The organism is Cyanobium sp. Copco_Reservoir_LC18 (assembly GCF_009834675.1).
GTDB lineage: Bacteria > Cyanobacteriota > Cyanobacteriia > PCC-6307 > Cyanobiaceae > Cyanobium > Cyanobium minutissimum.
On record NZ_ASAC01000018.1, the window covers coordinates 60446 to 76041 of the forward strand.

Sequence of the window (15596 nt, forward strand, 5' to 3'; positions counted from 1 at the left end):
CTGATGTGAGGGTCCAGTCTGGAACGGCGCGCCGGAGGGCGCCGCTTCCGCGATCACACACCGGGGCGCCGGGCCCGGCCGTCACTTCATGATCAGCACGTCCACCCCGGGCGTCCGGCTGCGCACCTGAACCCCCACATCGTGCTCGCTGCGGTGGAACTGGAGGTCGATCCCCTCGTCGCCCAGCCGCAGGCCGTTGATGTCCAGCAGGTTCAGGCCCCTCGGCAGGCAGGGATTGTGGAGGCGCACCTGCACCCGGCTGCTGCCGTGCTCCCGCTCGATCGCCATGCCGGTGATCGCCTCCAGCAGGCCGAACACACTGGCGCTGGCCCAGGCCTGGGGGCTGCAGGCCACCGGATAGAAGGTGGGGCCCTCTTCCTCCCGGCGAGGGAAGCCGCAGAACAGCTCCGGCAACTGGAACATCGGCACCCCACTGGCGGTCTCGAACAGACCGGTCAGGATCTGCAGGGTTTCGGACCGGTGGCCGTACCGGGCCAGCCCCATGCCGATCAGGGCGTTGTCATGGGGCCAGACGGAACCGTTGTGGTAACTCATCGGGTTGTAGCGCCGCTCCCGCTCATCCAGGGTGCGGATGCCCCAGCCGTTGAAACTGGTGGGGGCCAGCAGCTGCCGCGCCACCGCCGCCGCCGCCTCCGAGGTGGCGATGCCTGTCCACAGGCATTGACCGGCATTGGAGGCCCGCACCTGGCAGGCCTGGCCTTCGCCATCGATGGCCAGGGCATAGGACTCGATGGAGGGCGTCCAGAAGGCCCGATGGAACCGGTGACGCAGTTCGGCGGCCTCCTCCAGCAGCGTCTCGGCATCCGAGGGCCGTCCCAGGCGGTGATAGACCGTGGCGAGGGATCGGCGGGCGCCGTAGGCGTAGGCCTGCACCTCGCACAGGGCGATCGAACCATCGGCCAGGCGGCCATCGGCGTGATGGATGGCATCGTCGGAATCCTTCCAGCCCTGATTGCGCAGGCCGTTCTCGGCCACCCGCAGGTAGCGGAGGAAGCCATCGAAGCTGCCGGCCTCGGCCCTGTGGATCCAGGCCATGGCCGCCTCCAGCTCGGGCAGCAGGCCGGCGACGAAGTCCCGGTCATCACTGCGGCAGAGATAATCGCCCGCCAGGATCAGGAACAGGGGTGTGGAGTCGACGGCGCCGTAATACCTGGAAAACGGAACTTCCCCGAGCGCGGCCATCTCTCCAAGCCGCGATTCGTGCAGGATCTTGCCCGGCTCCTCGTCGTGGGACGGATTGTCGGAAACCGCCTGGCTGCAGGCCAGGTAGCCCAGCACCCCGCGGGCCAGCCGCGGCTCCACCATCAGCATCTGGCGCGCCGTGATCAGGCCGTCACGGCCGAAGGGACAGCTGAACCAGGGCACCCCGGCGTAGGGGTAGAGCCCATCCTCCACCTGGCTGGCCAGCAGATGCACATCGGAGAAGGAGCGCATCAGCCAGCTGTTGAAGGCCGGGTTGTCGCTGACCACCGATGCGGCGCTGCTGCGGGCCTCCCGGAAGCGCTGGATCGTGGCGGCCATGGCGGCGTTGAAATGATCTTCCGCGCCCAACGGCGCAGCATCGGGGTGGAAATCCAGCACCAGGAAGATCCGTCGCGATTGCCGGGGCTCCAGGCTCACCTGCAGCCCGATGTGCTCCTCGCCCACCTCCCCGACCGGATCGCTCAGGCGCAGGACCGTGACCCGGTCTTCCCCATCCAGGCCCCGGTAGGTCATTTCCAGGGTGCCTGCCAGGCCCCGACGGACCGTTCGGCCCCGCTCCGGGCGGGTGTACCCCCTCACCTCGAAGATGTCGCAGAAGTCCGCATCGAGCCGCAGGGTCAGCGGCATCGTGACGGGCTGGTCTCCGTAACTGGTGAAGCAGAACTGCTGCAGGCAGGCGGTGGCGGTCAGGACGGTGCTGCGCTCCAGGTGGATGGTCATCGACGCCGAGCCACCGGTCCCACCGTCGTTGTTGCTGAGATGGCTCACGAGCACCCCCACCGCCCCACGCTCGGTGGAGCTCAGGACCAGCGGCGGCCGTCCCCACAGCAACAGCTGCAGCCGGCTGACGTGGCGTGTGCCGCGGTGGAAGATGCCGACATCGTGCTGGCCGTCCGGGCAGATCTCGCCACGGGAATCCAGGATCGCGAAGGTTTCCTCGTTCTTGAGGACGAAGGGATGCAGCGGATCAGGCATGCACCGGTGTGCGGTGGGCAGGGCTGTGGCAGCGGCGTGCCTGGATCTGGTGCCGGTAGAGGTGCTCGTAGTCCTCGGCCTGGCGAGTGACGGAGAAGCACACCTCGAAGTGGCTGCGGACCCGCGAGCGATCGAGCTGTTCGAGCCGTCCGACCGTGGCGATGGCCTCCTCGATCGATGTCACCAGGAAGCCGTTGACCCCCTCACGGATGACTTCCGGGGTGGAGCCGTTGCGCCAGGCGATCACCGGGGTGCCGCAGGCATTGGCTTCGATCATCACCAGACCGAAGGGTTCGGGCCAGTCGATGGGAAACAGCAGGGCGAGGGCATGGCCGAGCAGCTCCTGCTTGCCGGCATCATCCACTTCACCGATGAATTCCACCAGGGGATTGTTCAGCAACAGCGGCTCGATGTGATCGTGGAAGTAGGGGGTATCCACCGGGTCAATCTTGGCGGCCACCTTCAGGGGCAGGCCTACGGCCGTGGCGATGGCGATGGCACGATCCAGCCGTTTCTCCGGTGAGATGCGGCCGATGAAGGCCAGGTAGGGCCTGGGTGTGGGCTGGTAGTGATAGAGGTCGTTGGGGAGTCCGTGGTAGACGTTGCCGAGCCAGTTGGCGCTGGGTACGGGCTGACGCTGGGTTTCGGAGATCGAGACCAGGGGCACCCGATGGAAATGGGTGTACAGCAGCTTCTGCTCGGGCGCATGCAGGGGGCCGTGCAGGGTGTTCAGATGGGGAATGCCCAGCAGGTTGGAGAGGGGAAAATGGGAATGGCCGTTATGGAAATGGAGGATGTCGAAGTCATCCAGTCTCTCGAGTATGCGATCGAGCTGAATCGCGTTGTGAACGCTGGCGTCAGACACCTGCCCGCTTTGCCGCAGGGCCTGGGGGACACAGGCGCAGAGCTTGGCGCTGGTCAGAGAATCGCCGCTTGCAAATAAAACCACATCATGACCGCGTCGCACCAGTTCTTCGGTGAGATAGTGAACAACCCGTTCTGTTCCCCCATAGCCAACCGGTGGAACTCTCTCATGGAGCGTTGAAATCTGCGCGATTCTCATCACTTCACCTTCCTCTTCGGGCCTGCTTCTCCCTTAACCCTATGCAGAAAATCCAGGCCGGGTGGTGCCACTGCAGATCTGCTGCAGTCCGGCAGGTTGTTGTTCAGGCGTCGGCGAAGGGCTGCAGCGAGAGGCTGGAAAGAAGCACGATGGCCGCCCAGAGATCGGGCGCCATGGTGATTGTTTTCTTATAACGGGGATGCAGAATCTGATGTCGGAATGGTCTAGTCGGCGGGCTCCTGCTTGAGGATCCTGCCCGTCGCCGCGTCGATGCTGATCGTGCGTCGCCCACCTGAGCCGGCCATGTCGACCTCCCAGACGGTGCGGCCGTTCTCGGTGTCCAGATCGATCGCGATCACCCGGCCCCCGGAGGCGGCGGCCGTGGCGGTTGCGATGGCCTGCTGGACCGTCACCACCGGTCCGGGCCCGAGGGCTTCCCGCGGCAGCGACTCCCGTTCCTGCCTCAGAACCACCCCGGTGGTGGCGTTGATGTAGAGCTCGAGTCCGCTGTTGTCGGGCCTGCGGACGAGCACTTCCCATACCGCCCGGCCCTCCTGGCTCCCCGGATCGACGTCGACGACGGTCCCGCCGGGGACCCGCTGCAGGGCGATGGCGGCCGCCCGGGCGGCCGTGACCCGGGCGCTGGTGCCGGCCTCGCTGGCCAGCGCCTGTCCCGCCCCCAGAGCCAGTCCCGCGGCAAGGGCGAGTGCGGGGACGGACAAGGTGTCGCGACGGGCCATGCCGACGGTTCGCAAGGGAATCAACGTAACGACGCCCATTCCGTCCCGGACCGGGACCCTTCATGGATCCCGTGAGTCTTGCTGCCTGGGGATCCGCTGCCGGACGGGCCCCGGCTCTGGTCGGTTCCCGCTCCCTAGGGTCGCCCCTGTCACCGCCCAGCCCATGTCCACCCGCCCCAATCCGCTGCTGGGGCTGCCCTTCGAGGGGGGGCTGGAGGATCTCGGGCCTGAGTACTGGGACGTGGTGGAGGCGGCGACCTTTCCACTCACCCGGCTGCGGTTCCGCAACGACCCCCTGCTCCACCAGCTGGGCCTCGACCCGGCCAGCGTCAGCGACGACGACATCGAGGCGGCCTACGGGCGATTCGAGGGCCGCGCCCCCCTGCTGGCCCTCCGTTACCACGGCCACCAGTTCGGCACCTACAACCCCCTGCTGGGGGACGGCCGCGGCTTCCTCTACGGCCAGCTGCGGGATCGCCATGGCCAGCTGCAGGACCTGGGCACCAAAGGCTCCGGCACCACCCCCTGGAGCCGGGGCGGTGATGGTCGCCTCACCCTCAAGGGCGGGGTGCGGGAGGTGATCGCCGGCGAGGCCCTGCAGCGCCTCGGCGTCGGCACCAGCCGCACCCTGACGCTGATCGAGACCGGTGAAGACCTCTGGCGCGGCGATGAGCCCTCCCCCACCCGCGGCTCGGTGATGGTGCGCGTGGCCCGCACCCACCTGCGTTTCGGCACCTGCGAGCGGCTGCTGTTCCGGCGCCAGCCCGCCCAGCTGGAGCGGCTGCTGCGCCACGTGGTGGCTGTCCACTACCCCCACCTGGCGGTGAACCACAACAACGCCGAACCGCTGCTGGTGGCCTTCTACGGCGAGCTGGTGCAGCGGGTGGCGCGGCTGGCGGCCGAATGGATGGCGGCGGGCTTCACCCACGGGGTGCTCAACACCGACAACATGTCGCTGGCCGGCGAGAGCTTCGACTACGGCCCCTTCGCCTTCCTCGAAACCTGGGATCCGGCTTTCACCGCCGCCTATTTCGACCACGACGGCCTCTACGCCTACGGTCGCCAGCCGCTTGTCTGCGAGCAGAACCTGCGGCTGCTGCAGGAGCCCCTGGCGATGCTGCTGCCCCGGGCGCCCCTGGAGGCGGCGCTGGAGCCGTTCGGGGCGGTGTACGACGCCCACTACCGCCGTTGCCTGCTGCGCCGCCTGGGCATCGACGCCGCCAGCCTCCCCGCCGGGGGACTGGCCGATCTCCCCGATCCGGTGCCCGCCACCCTGCGGCTTCTGGCGGGCTGGCCGGTGGCCTACGGCGCCTTCTTCGCCGCCCTGGCCGGGCGTGTCCGGATGGGCGGGCTGCCGGCCACGGCCGAGGACCTGGAGCCCTTCGTGGCAGGGGCTCCGGCGCCACCCCGGGCCGAATGGCTCGCCTGGCGGGACAGCTGGTGGCACGGGTGCCAGGCCGTGGCGGACCCGGCGGCCATCGCCGCCGCCCTGCAGCGCTGGAACCTGCCGGAGACGCCGGTGCGGGCCGTGATCGAGCGGATCTGGGCGGCCATCGACGAACGGGACGACTGGACGCCGCTGCAGCAATGGCTGGCGCAGACGCTGTGATCGGTGCGGGTCCGCCGACGGGGTGGACGGCCCGTGTCAGGGGCTACAACCGACCGGGGCGGCGTCTTCTACAACACCGCCAAGCTCAGGCTTTCTCCATCGCAGCGATGCCATGACCTCCGAACAGGCCGCCCAGCTCATCGACAACACGCTCGATCTGGTGCATCAGCGCCTGCTGGATCTGGAGTCGCAATCGCTCGACCACGAGCACCGGGCCCTGGCGGCGGAATTCCGTGAGTGGCGTCAACCGTCCGGCGGCCACATCGACCTGATGGTGTTTCCCGGTCTGGCCGAATCCTGAGGTTTCAGTCTCCATCCGGCAACCGCTTTTCCCAGAACTGGGCCCGGCCCATGGCGGGGTCCAGCTGATACGGCTGGAAGCCCGCACGCTCGTAGACGGCCTGGGCAGCCCCGTTGCCTTCCAGCACTTCCAGGGTCAGCTTGCAGCAGCCGAGCCGCCGGGCGATCACTTCGGCCCGCTGCAGGAGTCGTCGCGCCACCCCCTGGCGGCGGAACGCATCGGCCACCACCAGATCGTGGATGTTGAGCAGGGGCCGGCAGGCGAAGGTGGAGAAACCCTCCAGGCCGATGGCCAGCCCGGCCGGCTCCTGCGCTGCCAGGGCCAGGATGACGTGCGCCGAAGGGCGGCTCGCCAGCGCCTCGATGAGATGGGCCCGGGTGAAGTCGGAGAGGCCCTGGCCGCCACCCATGGGATCGCGGGCGTAGACCTCCATCAGGGCCAGCAGCGCAGCGCCATCCACCGGGTTGCGGAGGTCGGCCTCGCGAATCTCGATCAGGGGTGAGGGGGCCACGGGGATGTCCGGCATCGGTGCGGCGGCGTTCAGGAGGCCCGCTGGCGGCGTTCCAGCCACCGCAGGCAGAGGAAGCCGCTCAGGGTGGCCGCCACCACCCCCACCACCGCCGAGCCGAGCAGCAGGCGGGAGGTGAAGTCCCAGCCCAGCTGGCGCAGGGTCTCGTGGTGCAGGGTCAGGCGCCCCGGCCAGCCCCTGCCGGGTCCCAGCAGCAGGCTGCCCAGCTGGTAGTTGAACCAGATCAGGGGGATGTCGGTGATCGGATTGCTGATCCAGGTGCCGGCGGCGGCCAGCAGGTGGTTGCCCCGCACCAGGCTGGCCAGCGCCACCCCCAGCAGGGTCTGGAAGCCGAAGATCGGGAAGCAGCCCATGAACACCCCCGCCGCCAGGCCCCGGGCCCGCTGGACATGGCTGCCCTCCTGACGCCAGACCCATTCGATGGCCTGGCGCAGCTTTCGGCGCACGCTCCGCACCAGCCGCGGCAGGGACAGAGACTGGGGGCGAAACGGTGCCATGCGACCAGTGACGCGGGGTGAGGGCACGGATGGGCCGAACCCTAACGGGGATACCATCGCCGCCATCGCCACCGCCGTGGCCGCGGGGGCCGGCAGCGTGGCGATCGTGCGCCTCTCGGGGCCCCGGGCCGAGGCCATCGGTCGGCGCCTGTTCGAGGCTCCGGGCCACCAGGTCTGGGAGAGCCACCGGGTGCTTTACGGCCACGTGGTGGATCCGGCCGATGGGCGGCGGGTGGATGAGGCCCTGCTGCTGCCGATGCGGGCCCCGCGCAGCTTCACCCGGGAGGACGTGGTGGAGTTCCACTGCCATGGGGGGCTGGTCGCCGTGCGGCGGGTGCTGGAGCTGGTGCTGGCCGCCGGCGCCCGCCTGGCGGGCCCGGGGGAGTTCAGCCAGCGGGCGTTTCTGAACGGTCGCCTCGACCTCACCCGCGCCGAGGCCGTCGCCGAGATGATCGCCGCCCGCAGCCAGCGGGCGGCCGAGCTGGCCATGGCCGGCCTCGACGGCGGCCTGCAGCGCCGCATCAGCGGACTGCGGGAGCGCCTGCTCGACCAGCTGGCCGAACTGGAGGCCCGGGTCGACTTCGAGGAGGACCTGCCCCCCCTCGACGGCACGCTGGTGCGGGCCGAGCTGGAGGCGGTGCGGGGCGAGCTGGAGCGGCTGGTGGCCGAATCCCGCCAGGGGGAGCTGCTGCGCGAGGGCCTGCGGGTGGCCATCGTCGGCCGTCCCAATGTGGGCAAATCGAGCCTGCTCAACCTGCTCAGCCGCCGGGAGCGGGCCATCGTCACCGACCTGCCGGGCACCACCCGCGACCTGCTGGAAAGCGACCTGGTGCTCGACGGGGTGCCCCTCACCCTGCTCGACACCGCCGGGATCCGTGCGACGGACGACCGGGTGGAGCGGCTGGGCATCGAACGCAGCCGCCAGGCCCTGGCGGCGGCCGACGCCGTGCTGCTGCTCTTCGATCGGGTGGCCGGCTGGTCCGCCGCCGACCAGGAGCTGAGGGAGCTGGTGCCCGAGGGGGTGCCCCTGCTGCTGGTGGGAAACAAATCCGACGCCATCCCGCCCGGGGCCGCTCCCACCGGCGTGCCGCCGGATGGGCCCCAGGTGACCATCAGCGCCCTCACCGGCGCCGGTCGCGACGACCTGGTGGCGGCCCTGCTGGGCCTCTGCGGTGCCGGCGACGTCCAGGGGCTGCAGGTGGCCCTCAATGGCCGGCAGCGGCAGCTGGCGGCGGCGGCGGCCACCAGCCTGGAGCGCTCCCTGGAGACCGCCGCGCTGGGTCTGCCCTGGGACTTCTGGACCATCGACCTGCGCGGCGCCATCGCCGGCCTCGGGGCGATCACCGGCGAGGAGGTGAGCGAGGCGGTGCTGGAGCGGATCTTCTCCCGCTTCTGCATCGGCAAGTAGCTCCCGGCCAACTCTGGCCACCTCCGGCCGCCATCACGAAACGCTCACCCCTGTTGACCGCTTAACCTCCAGCGCCAATGCTTTGGGAAACGATTCCCAGCGTCGAATGCAAACGGTCGACTGGCTCTGGATCCTGCACCCCGCCCTGGCGGTGGTGCTGATCTATCCCCTGATCGGCATGGTGGTGCGGCTGGGGGTCCAGGCCCGGCAGCGCCGGGTCGAGAAGGCCAAGCTGCCCCCCACCACCGGCCGCGACCACGCCGACCTGGGCCAGTGGCTCTCGGCGGGGGTGGTGCTGGTGGTGCTCGTGGCCCTCACGGTGGTGATCGTCACCAAGCAGCCGGCGGAGGGCTTCACCGGCGGGCCCGGCCGCGCCCTGCAACTGCTGCTGGTGCTGGTGGGCACGGTGGTGTCCCTGCTGGCCCTCTGGCAGGTGAAGGCCAAGGGCTACCGGCTCGTCTTCGCCCTGCTCACCTGGGCCGGGGTGCTGGGCCTCGGGGCCCAGCCGGAGGTGTTCCGCCTCAACGACAATCCTCTCAGCCCTGAGTTCTGGCAATCCCACTACTGGGCCGGGGTCGGGGTGGTGGGGCTGATGATCTTCTCCCTGGCCGCCCGCCCGGAGATCCTCAAGGACCTGCGCTGGCGCCGGCTGCACCTGGGCGCCTCGATCCTGGCGGCGGTGCTGTTCGTGGCGCAGGGGATCACCGGCAGCCGCGATCTGCTGGAGATCCCCCTGGCCTGGCAGAAGCCCACCATCTTTGCCTGCGATTCGGTGAAGCGGGTCTGCCCGCCCTTCGCCCCGCCCCCGGTGCCGGCCCCTCCGGCCGGACCGGCGGGCAGCTGAGGCAGCCCGTGATCTCACCTGGTGGGGGCCCGGCCCCGGTGCTCCCCTTCACCCCGGCCCTGGAGGGCCAGCTGCGCCAGTGGCTGGATGAGGACCTCGGCCGTGGCGATCTCACCGCCCCGGCCCTGGTCGGCCGCAGCGGACGGGCCCATTGGGTGACCCGCGCCGACGGGGTGTTCTGCGGCGGGGTGCTGGTGGGCCCGCTGCTGGCGATCCTCGATCCCCGGGCCTCGGTGCGGCTGCTGGTGGCCGACGGCGAGCCGGTGGTGGCCGGCCAGCGGCTGCTGGAGCTGGAGGGGCCGGCGGCCGCCCTGGTGGCGGCGGAGCGCACGGCCCTCAACCTGGCCATGCGCCTCTCCGGCATCGCCAGCGCCACCGCCGAACTGGTGCGGGTGCTGGCGGGCACCGGCGTGCGCCTGGCCGACACCCGCAAGACCACCCCGGGCCTGCGGGTGCTGGAGAAGTACGCCGTGCGCTGCGGCGGCGGCTGCAACCACCGCCTCGGCCTCGACGATGCCGCCATGCTCAAGGAGAACCACCTGGCCTGGGCCGGCGGCGTGGCGGCGGCGGTCGCGGCGGTGCGGGCCTCGGCCCCCTGGCCGGCGCGGCTGATCGTGGAGGCCGAAACCGCCGCTGAAGCGGAAGCGGCGGTGCGGGCCGGGGCCGATGCGGTGCTCCTGGACGACTTTTCCCCTGCAGCTCTGGCGGACCTGGTGCCGCGGCTGCGGGCCCTGGCGCCATCAGTGGTGCTGGAGGCCTCCGGCGTGCGGCCGGAGCAGCTGGGCGCCTACGCCGCCACCGGCATCGATCTGATCTCCACCAGTGCCCCGGTCACCCGCAGCCCCTGGCTGGATCTGAGCATGCGCTTCGCGGCGACGCTGGCCTGAGCCCGGCCCCGGGCCTGCGTTTCAAGCCCCGAAGCTTCCGTGGGCAAGCCGGCGAACCGCCCTTAAGGTGCAGCACGTGCACGAATCGGCGAATGGATTCTCCCGCTGCGGTGGCCCCCGGTTCCCTCCGATCCCGCCGCGGCAGGGCCCTGGCCCTGGGATCGGTGGTCTGCCTCTGCTGCCTGGGGGTGCCCGCCCGGGCCGCCGACGCCGTGCTGGAGCAGGCGGCCAGATCCGGTGAGGTGCTGATGGTGGGTCCTGCCGACAGCCCGCCGCTGATCCGGATGGGGCCGAAGGGGGAGCCGGAGGGCTACGCCATCGACCTGGCCCGCCGCATCGACCGCCAGCTCAAGACGGAGCTCGGTCCGTCGGTGCGGATCCGCTTCGCCCCCGTCGACAACACCGGCGTCACGGTGGAGGCCGTCGCCAGTGGCCGGGCCGGCCTGGCCTGTGGCGTGCCCTTCAGCTGGGAGCGGGAAAAGCTGGTGGACTTCTCCCTGCCCATCGGCCTTTCCGGCCTGCGGCTGCTCACCGGCAGCGGCGGCCTCGACGGGTCCCCCGCCTCCCTCGCCGGTCAGCCGATCGGGGTGGTGGAGGGATCCCTCGCAGCCGGTTTCCTCGGTTCTCTGGAGCCCACCGCCCGGGCGGTCCGCTTCCCCACCCTGCCCCAGGCCGTCACGGCCCTGGAGCAGAAAAAGGTGGCGGGGGTGCTCGGTGATGCCAACGTGCTGGCCGGCCTGCGCCACGAGCGCCGGCTCTCCGGCGTGGCCCTGGTGCCGGAGCAGCCCTATGTGAGCTACGGCGTCGGTTGCATCGTGCCGGAGAACAATTCCAGGCTGCTGAATGTGGTCAACCTGGCCATCGCCAGCCTCTTCCAGGGCTACCTGGAGGGGCGACCCGATGCCGTGGCCAGCGTCGCCCCCTGGATCGGTCCCACCGGTGTGCTGGAGCTCCCCGCTGAGCGGGTGCGGGCCTTCTTCGAATCGGTGCTGATCAGCCGCGAAGGCCTGCAGCTGGGGGGCCCCGCTCCGGCGCCCCGCCCCTGAACCCTCCCCTTCCCGCTTCCCCTTCCTTCCTGGCAGCAACCCGATGACGAACCACCCCCGTTCCGGTCTGTTCGGTTTCCTGCTGTTGCTGGCCGCCCTGGCGCCGGCCGGAGCCGGAGCCAGGGCCGTCATCGACGCCCCGTCCGCATCTCCCCTGGCGGCAGCGCCCGGTTCCATCGACGCCCGGCTGCGGCTCATCTCGGCGGCCATGGGACAGGCCACGGGCCAGCTGGCGGAGGCAGAGGGCCAGCCGGCGGGGGCGCCGGGCCGCGCCAAGGCTCCTGACGGCCGGCTGGCCTACATCTTCGTGAACGGGGGCGGGCCCCGCTTCGGCTGGGGCAACGGCGGCTTCCGCAACGGGGGCTGGGGCAATGGCGGTTTCCGCAACGGCGGCTGGGGCAACGGTGGCTTCCGCAACGGGGGCTGGGGCAACGGCGGCTTCCGTAATGGCGGCTTCCGCAACTTCTGGTGACCGCCACCGGCACGCCGCCACCGGGCAACCCGGAAGGCTTCGGGCCGCTGCAGCTGCTGGTGGTGCAGCCGACGCCCTACTGCAATCTCGACTGCGACTACTGCTACCTCCCCAACCGGGACGACCGGCAGCGGTTATCGCTGGAGCTGCTGGAGGCGGCCCTGGAGAGGGTGCTGGAGAGCCCCTTTGTGGGCGGCGACTTCACCCTGCTCTGGCACGCCGGTGAACCCCTCACCGTGCCGATCGCCTTCTATGACGCCGCCGCTGATTGCGTGCGGCGGGCGCTGGAGGGCTGGACGGGGGAGCCGCTGACGATCCACCAGTCGGTGCAGACCAACGCCACGCTGATCAACGAGGCCTGGTGCGACTGCTTCGAGCGCAACGGCATCGCCGTGGGGGTGAGCATGGACGGGCCGGCCTTCCTGCACGACGTCCACCGCCGCACCCGCACCGGCCTGGGCACCCATGCCGCCACGCTGCGCGGCATCGAGCACCTGCGCCGCCGCGCCATCCCCTTCCAGGTGATCGCCGTGATCACCGAGGAATCCCTCGGCCATGCCGACGAGCTGTTTGCCTTCTTCGTGGAGAACGGCATCACCGACGTGGCCTTCAACATGGAGGAGACCGAAGGGGAGAACCGCGTCTCCACCCTCAGTCGCCCCCGGGCCGAGGCCGCCTATCGCCGGTTTCTCGAGCGCTTCTGGGCGCTGTGGCAGGAGCGGCCCGAGGTGATGCGGGTGCGGGAGTTCGAGGGCATCTGCAGCCTGGCCCAGGCCGATGCCCGGCTGGCCTGCACCGACATGAACAACCCCTTCGCCATCGTCAACGTGGATGCGCGGGGCCGGATCTCCACCTTCGACCCCGAGCTGCTGGCGGTGCAGACCGACACCTACGGCGACTTCGTGCTGGGCCATGTGCAGACCGACAGCCTGGTGTCGATCGCGGAGAGCGCCAAGTTCCGGCGCATCCTGGCGGACATGCGTGCCGGCACCGACCGCTGCCGGGCCGAGTGCGCCTACTTCGGCCTCTGCGGCGGTGGCGCCGGCAGCAACAAGTACTGGGAGCACGGCACCTTCGCCTGCAGCGAAACCCAGGCCTGTCGTTACCGGATCAAGATCACCGCCGATGTGGTGCTGGCCGGCCTGGAGGAGGCGCTGGGGCTGGTGGCCTGATTCCTCTGGAGGACCGAACAGAAGAGCCGCTGCGGTGAGGCAGCGGCTCCGGGATCTGTCGGCCGTGAAACGCCGGCGCGTGGGTGACCTCTCACAGCAGGGGCTGGGTGTCGACCAGCCAGGGGGTGGTGGGAGTGGCACCGAAGCCGGCGGCCGGGAACGGCGAGGCCAGGGGATCGGTGGCGAGGGGTTGGCTGCCGCCGAGGCTGGCGAGCTCCGTCAGGGCCAGGATCGGATCGCTGGTGAGGATCGGATCCGCCGTCAGGGTGTCATCGAAGGCCATCGGGGCGCCGAGGACGTCGTTGTCGACGGCCGGGGCGAGGCTGGTGCCGCCGCCGATGATCGGGTCAACCGTCTCGATGGATGCCGGCTGGAGTGGGCTGAGCCGTGGCGCGCCGCTGGCGTCGACCATGAACTGCTGCTGGAGGAGCAGGCCCGTGGTGCTGGTGGGTGTGGTCAGGTTGTTGTCGGAGGAGACGAAGTTCCAGTTGCGATCCAGCGTCCAGGTGCGGATCTGGCCGGTGGAGACCACCTTCCAGAGGATCTGGTTCTGGCCGGAGGCATTGGCTTCCGCGGCCAGGATCTGGCGATCGGCGAACTGGGTGGCCGTGATCTGGGTGCCCTGGAAGCGGACGGCGGAGGTGAGGCCGTTGACGCGGACCGAGACCCGGTTGTTGGTGGTGTCACGCAGCAGCTGGACGGCGCCGTTGGGATCGATCACCTGGATGGTGCTGGCGGTGGTGGTGCCAGTGGTTGTGGTGGGCGGCGGGCTGGTGGTCAGCGGGGTGCCGTTGGCATCGACCATGAACTGCTGCTGGAGCAGCAGGCCGGCGCTGCTGGTGGTTGTGGTCAGGTTGTTGTCGGAGGAGACGAAGTTCCAGTTGCCATCCAGCGTCCAGGTGCGGATCTGGCCGGTGGAGATCACCCTCCAGAGGATCTGGTTCTGGCCGGAGGCGTTGGTTTCGGCGGCCAGGATCTGGCGATCGGCGAACTGGGTGGCCGTGATCTGGGTGCCCTGGTGGCGGACGGCCGAAGTGACGCCGTTGACGCGGACGGAGACCCGGTTGTTGCTGGTGTCGCGCAGCAGTTCAACGGCACCGTTGGGATCGATCACCTGCAGGGTGGTGCTGGTGGGCGGCGGTGTGGTTGTCGTGGGGGGTGGGGTGACCGTTGTGGTGCCACCCGCGGGCGCGACGGTGCCGCTCACCATGTACTGGCCGAGGCTGCCGTAGTCGGTGTAGCCGGTGGGGGTGCTGGCCAGGGGGGTGCCGAAGCCGACGCCGTCGATACCGAGGAAATAGGTGCCGGCGTCAAGGTTGAGGGAGATGCTGGCCGTGGTCAGATCGGCCGGGTTGAAGGTCTGGACGACGGTTCCGTTCGCCCGGTACAGGGTCGCCGCGATGTCGAGGTTGGCGCCGCGGGCGGCCAGATAGCTGGTGGTGTAGGAGCCGCCGGAGTTGATGAAGGCCCTTGAGGCGTTGACGATGTTGAAGGACACCAGGCCGGCGCCGGTGTCGAAGCGGAACATGTCCACATCGGTGTGCCGTTCGATGATCCCGAAGCTGCTGAAGGTCTGCCCGGTGAGCGCCGTCGCGGTGCTGAAGGCGTTGCCGTGGTCATCGACGTTGTAAGTGAAGCCGTTGCCCGTGGTGATCGTGGCCAGGTCGTCCTGGGTGTTGTTGGCCCCGGCGTACTGACCGTTGCTCCACTGGGTGAGGTGCTCGTCGTTGCCCAGCCAGGCCGCCCCCATGATCGTGCCCCAGCTGGTGGCGCCGGTGCCGCCATGGCCGCCGTAGTACTCGGTGGTGCCGGCGCCGTCGTGGGTGAGGCCAAGGGTGTGGCCGACTTCGTGGCTGGCCGTTTCGGCAGCGGTGTATTCGCCCCGGTTGAACACCAGGGCCACGTCGTCGGTGGCCCAGTTGAAGCTGTTGTAGTAGGCGGTGCCACCGCCGCCGGCATTCTTGATCGCCTGGCCGGTGAGCAGGTTGAGATTGCTGGTGAAGACCACCCGGATGCCCCAGCGGTCATCGCCAGTGCCGGATTTGCGCAGGGCTTCGGTGCCGGGATCCTGGGTGGTGACGTTGACATTGAAGGGGGAGAAGTCTTCGGCCACCCGCTGCCAGATGCGCTGGATCTCCGTGAGGATGGTGGAATCGAAGGTGCTGTAGAAGGCCTTCAGGCTCAGGTTGCCGCCGTTCTCCCAGGGGGTGTTGTTGATCTGGTAGCCGTCGAAGTCGAGATAGATCGTCTTCGTGGCGTTCGGGTTGCTGTGCAGCCGGAACACATCGCTCAGGTTCACGCCCGTGCCGAGGGTGACCAGGCTGTTGAGGACCAGGGGAGCCTGGTCGCTGGTGGTGTCCCAGGCGGCGGCCCCGTCACCGGTGGTGACGGCCAGCACGCTGCAGGCCCGGCAGCCGCAGGCGGGGCCCGCCGCGGTGGCGGCGGCGGCGGAAGCTTGCCCGGGCCAGGCATCGTTCAGGACCTGGTGGCTGTTCGTGGCCACCGCCGCGGAGGCCTCGAGGCTGACACCCCTCTGGAAGAGGGCGGCCGGTGGGGCGGCTGGAGCCGAATAGCTGGCTTCAAGGTTGTCCAGGGTGTTGCCTGAGCCGCGGGGGGGAGGCGAGGCCTTGGTCGTCGCCAGAACGGCGTTGATCAGGGCGGCGGGCACTTCGGCTGAGGCTGGCGCCGCGTCGGCCAGCAGGGTGAGGGTGGTGTCGGAGGAGCGTCGTGCCTGGTTGGAAAGGTCAGGGAACAGGGGGGAAAGTGATTGTGAGCCCCCTGCAGTTGCGGTGTAAGTCATGGCGGAGAGAGGGTATAAGGACGGCGAAA

General features: G+C 69.9%; 14 protein-coding genes. 8 read left to right on the forward strand and 6 right to left on the reverse strand.

Translation table 11 applies throughout. The annotated features are described in order from the left end of the window. Positions 1 to 81 precede the first annotated feature (81 nt). The 3 genes from L107_RS10540 to L107_RS10550 all read right to left on the reverse strand — a co-directional run bounded on the left by L107_RS10540 (position 82) and on the right by L107_RS10550 (position 3984). Complete coding sequence (locus L107_RS10540) at positions 82 to 2199, reverse strand: glycogen debranching N-terminal domain-containing protein (RefSeq protein ID WP_159818633.1); 2118 nt, start codon at positions 2197 to 2199, stop codon at positions 82 to 84. Further along, positions 2192 to 3262: a glycosyltransferase family 4 protein gene (locus L107_RS10545; protein WP_159818635.1), complete on the reverse strand. Its 1071-nt coding sequence runs from the start codon at positions 3260 to 3262 to the stop codon at positions 2192 to 2194. The genes L107_RS10540 and L107_RS10545 overlap by 8 nt, the downstream gene beginning before the upstream one ends. A 224-nt stretch (positions 3263 to 3486) precedes the next feature. Next, positions 3487 to 3984 (reverse strand): PepSY domain-containing protein, encoded by a 498-nt coding sequence (locus tag L107_RS10550; RefSeq protein ID WP_159818637.1) that lies wholly within the window; start codon positions 3982 to 3984, stop codon positions 3487 to 3489. A gap of 181 nt (positions 3985 to 4165) precedes the next feature. Here L107_RS10550 and L107_RS10555 point away from each other — a divergent pair, with 181 nt between their 5' ends. Together L107_RS10555 and L107_RS10560 are read left to right on the forward strand one after the other, a co-directional pair. Continuing rightward, positions 4166 to 5611, forward strand: a complete 1446-nt coding sequence (locus tag L107_RS10555) for a YdiU family protein (protein WP_159818639.1) — start codon at positions 4166 to 4168, stop codon at positions 5609 to 5611. A 112-nt stretch (positions 5612 to 5723) separates the two neighbouring features. Then, positions 5724 to 5912, forward strand: a complete 189-nt coding sequence (locus tag L107_RS10560; RefSeq protein WP_094585766.1) for a hypothetical protein — start codon at positions 5724 to 5726, stop codon at positions 5910 to 5912. Positions 5913 to 5916: 4 nt separating this feature from the next. On the opposite strand, the gene L107_RS10565 is transcribed toward L107_RS10560, so the two are convergent. After that, entirely contained in the window at positions 5917 to 6438 is a 522-nt protein-coding gene (locus L107_RS10565; protein WP_159818641.1) for a GNAT family N-acetyltransferase, read from the reverse strand. A gap of 14 nt (positions 6439 to 6452) precedes the next feature. After that, complete coding sequence (locus L107_RS10570; protein ID WP_159818643.1) at positions 6453 to 6938, reverse strand: DUF2062 domain-containing protein; 486 nt, start codon at positions 6936 to 6938, stop codon at positions 6453 to 6455. Here L107_RS10570 and mnmE point away from each other — a divergent pair. The 6 genes from mnmE (at position 6937) to grrM (ending at position 12767) form a co-directional block, all read left to right on the forward strand. Further along, positions 6937 to 8346: a tRNA uridine-5-carboxymethylaminomethyl(34) synthesis GTPase MnmE gene (mnmE, locus tag L107_RS10575; protein WP_159818645.1), complete on the forward strand. Its 1410-nt coding sequence runs from the start codon at positions 6937 to 6939 to the stop codon at positions 8344 to 8346. The genes L107_RS10570 and mnmE overlap by 2 nt on opposite strands. Before the next feature lie 106 nt (positions 8347 to 8452). After that, positions 8453 to 9190 carry a DUF4079 domain-containing protein gene (locus tag L107_RS10580; RefSeq protein ID WP_159818647.1) on the forward strand — a complete coding sequence of 246 codons (738 nt, stop codon included), beginning with the start codon at positions 8453 to 8455 and terminating at the stop codon, positions 9188 to 9190. Positions 9191 to 9201: 11 nt separating this feature from the next. After that, positions 9202 to 10077, forward strand: a complete 876-nt coding sequence (gene nadC, locus L107_RS10585; RefSeq protein ID WP_159818839.1) for a carboxylating nicotinate-nucleotide diphosphorylase — start codon at positions 9202 to 9204, stop codon at positions 10075 to 10077. A 92-nt stretch (positions 10078 to 10169) separates the two neighbouring features. Further along, positions 10170 to 11123 carry an extracellular substrate binding-like orphan protein GrrP gene (gene grrP / locus L107_RS10590; protein ID WP_159818649.1) on the forward strand — a complete coding sequence of 318 codons (954 nt, stop codon included), beginning with the start codon at positions 10170 to 10172 and terminating at the stop codon, positions 11121 to 11123. Positions 11124 to 11166: 43 nt separating this feature from the next. Beyond that, positions 11167 to 11595: a GrrA/OscA1 family cyclophane-containing rSAM-modified RiPP gene (gene grrA, locus L107_RS10595; RefSeq protein ID WP_159818651.1), complete on the forward strand. Its 429-nt coding sequence runs from the start codon at positions 11167 to 11169 to the stop codon at positions 11593 to 11595. Then, the gene (grrM, locus tag L107_RS10600) at positions 11592 to 12767 is read left to right on the forward strand and encodes a cyclophane-forming radical SAM/SPASM peptide maturase GrrM/OscB (RefSeq protein WP_159818653.1); all 1176 of its coding nucleotides are present in this window, start codon (positions 11592 to 11594) and stop codon (positions 12765 to 12767) included. The genes grrA and grrM overlap by 4 nt, the downstream gene beginning before the upstream one ends. 91 nt (positions 12768 to 12858) lie before the next feature. On the opposite strand, the gene L107_RS10605 is transcribed toward grrM, so the two are convergent. Further along, the gene (locus tag L107_RS10605; protein WP_159818655.1) at positions 12859 to 15567 is read right to left on the reverse strand and encodes a zinc-dependent metalloprotease family protein; all 2709 of its coding nucleotides are present in this window, start codon (positions 15565 to 15567) and stop codon (positions 12859 to 12861) included. Between the last annotated feature and the right edge of the window lie 29 nt (positions 15568 to 15596).

Excerpts from the sequence above, each read along its gene's own strand:
- L107_RS10540 (WP_159818633.1), bottom strand. The coding sequence starts at position 2,199 with ATGCCTGATCCGCTGCATCCCTTCGTCCTCAAGAACGAGGAAACCTTC.
- L107_RS10545 (WP_159818635.1), bottom strand. The coding sequence starts at position 3,262 with ATGAGAATCGCGCAGATTTCAACGCTCCATGAGAGAGTTCCACCGGTT.
- L107_RS10555 (WP_159818639.1), top strand. The coding sequence starts at position 4,166 with ATGTCCACCCGCCCCAATCCGCTGCTGGGGCTGCCCTTCGAGGGGGGG.
- L107_RS10560 (WP_094585766.1), top strand. The coding sequence starts at position 5,724 with ATGACCTCCGAACAGGCCGCCCAGCTCATCGACAACACGCTCGATCTG.
- L107_RS10565 (WP_159818641.1), bottom strand. The coding sequence starts at position 6,438 with ATGCCGGACATCCCCGTGGCCCCCTCACCCCTGATCGAGATTCGCGAG.
- mnmE (WP_159818645.1), top strand. The coding sequence starts at position 6,937 with ATGCGACCAGTGACGCGGGGTGAGGGCACGGATGGGCCGAACCCTAAC.
- L107_RS10570 (WP_159818643.1), bottom strand. The coding sequence starts at position 6,938 with ATGGCACCGTTTCGCCCCCAGTCTCTGTCCCTGCCGCGGCTGGTGCGG.
- L107_RS10580 (WP_159818647.1), top strand. The coding sequence starts at position 8,453 with ATGCAAACGGTCGACTGGCTCTGGATCCTGCACCCCGCCCTGGCGGTG.
- grrP (WP_159818649.1), top strand. The coding sequence starts at position 10,170 with ATGGATTCTCCCGCTGCGGTGGCCCCCGGTTCCCTCCGATCCCGCCGC.
- grrA (WP_159818651.1), top strand. The coding sequence starts at position 11,167 with ATGACGAACCACCCCCGTTCCGGTCTGTTCGGTTTCCTGCTGTTGCTG.
- L107_RS10605 (WP_159818655.1), bottom strand. The coding sequence starts at position 15,567 with ATGACTTACACCGCAACTGCAGGGGGCTCACAATCACTTTCCCCCCTG.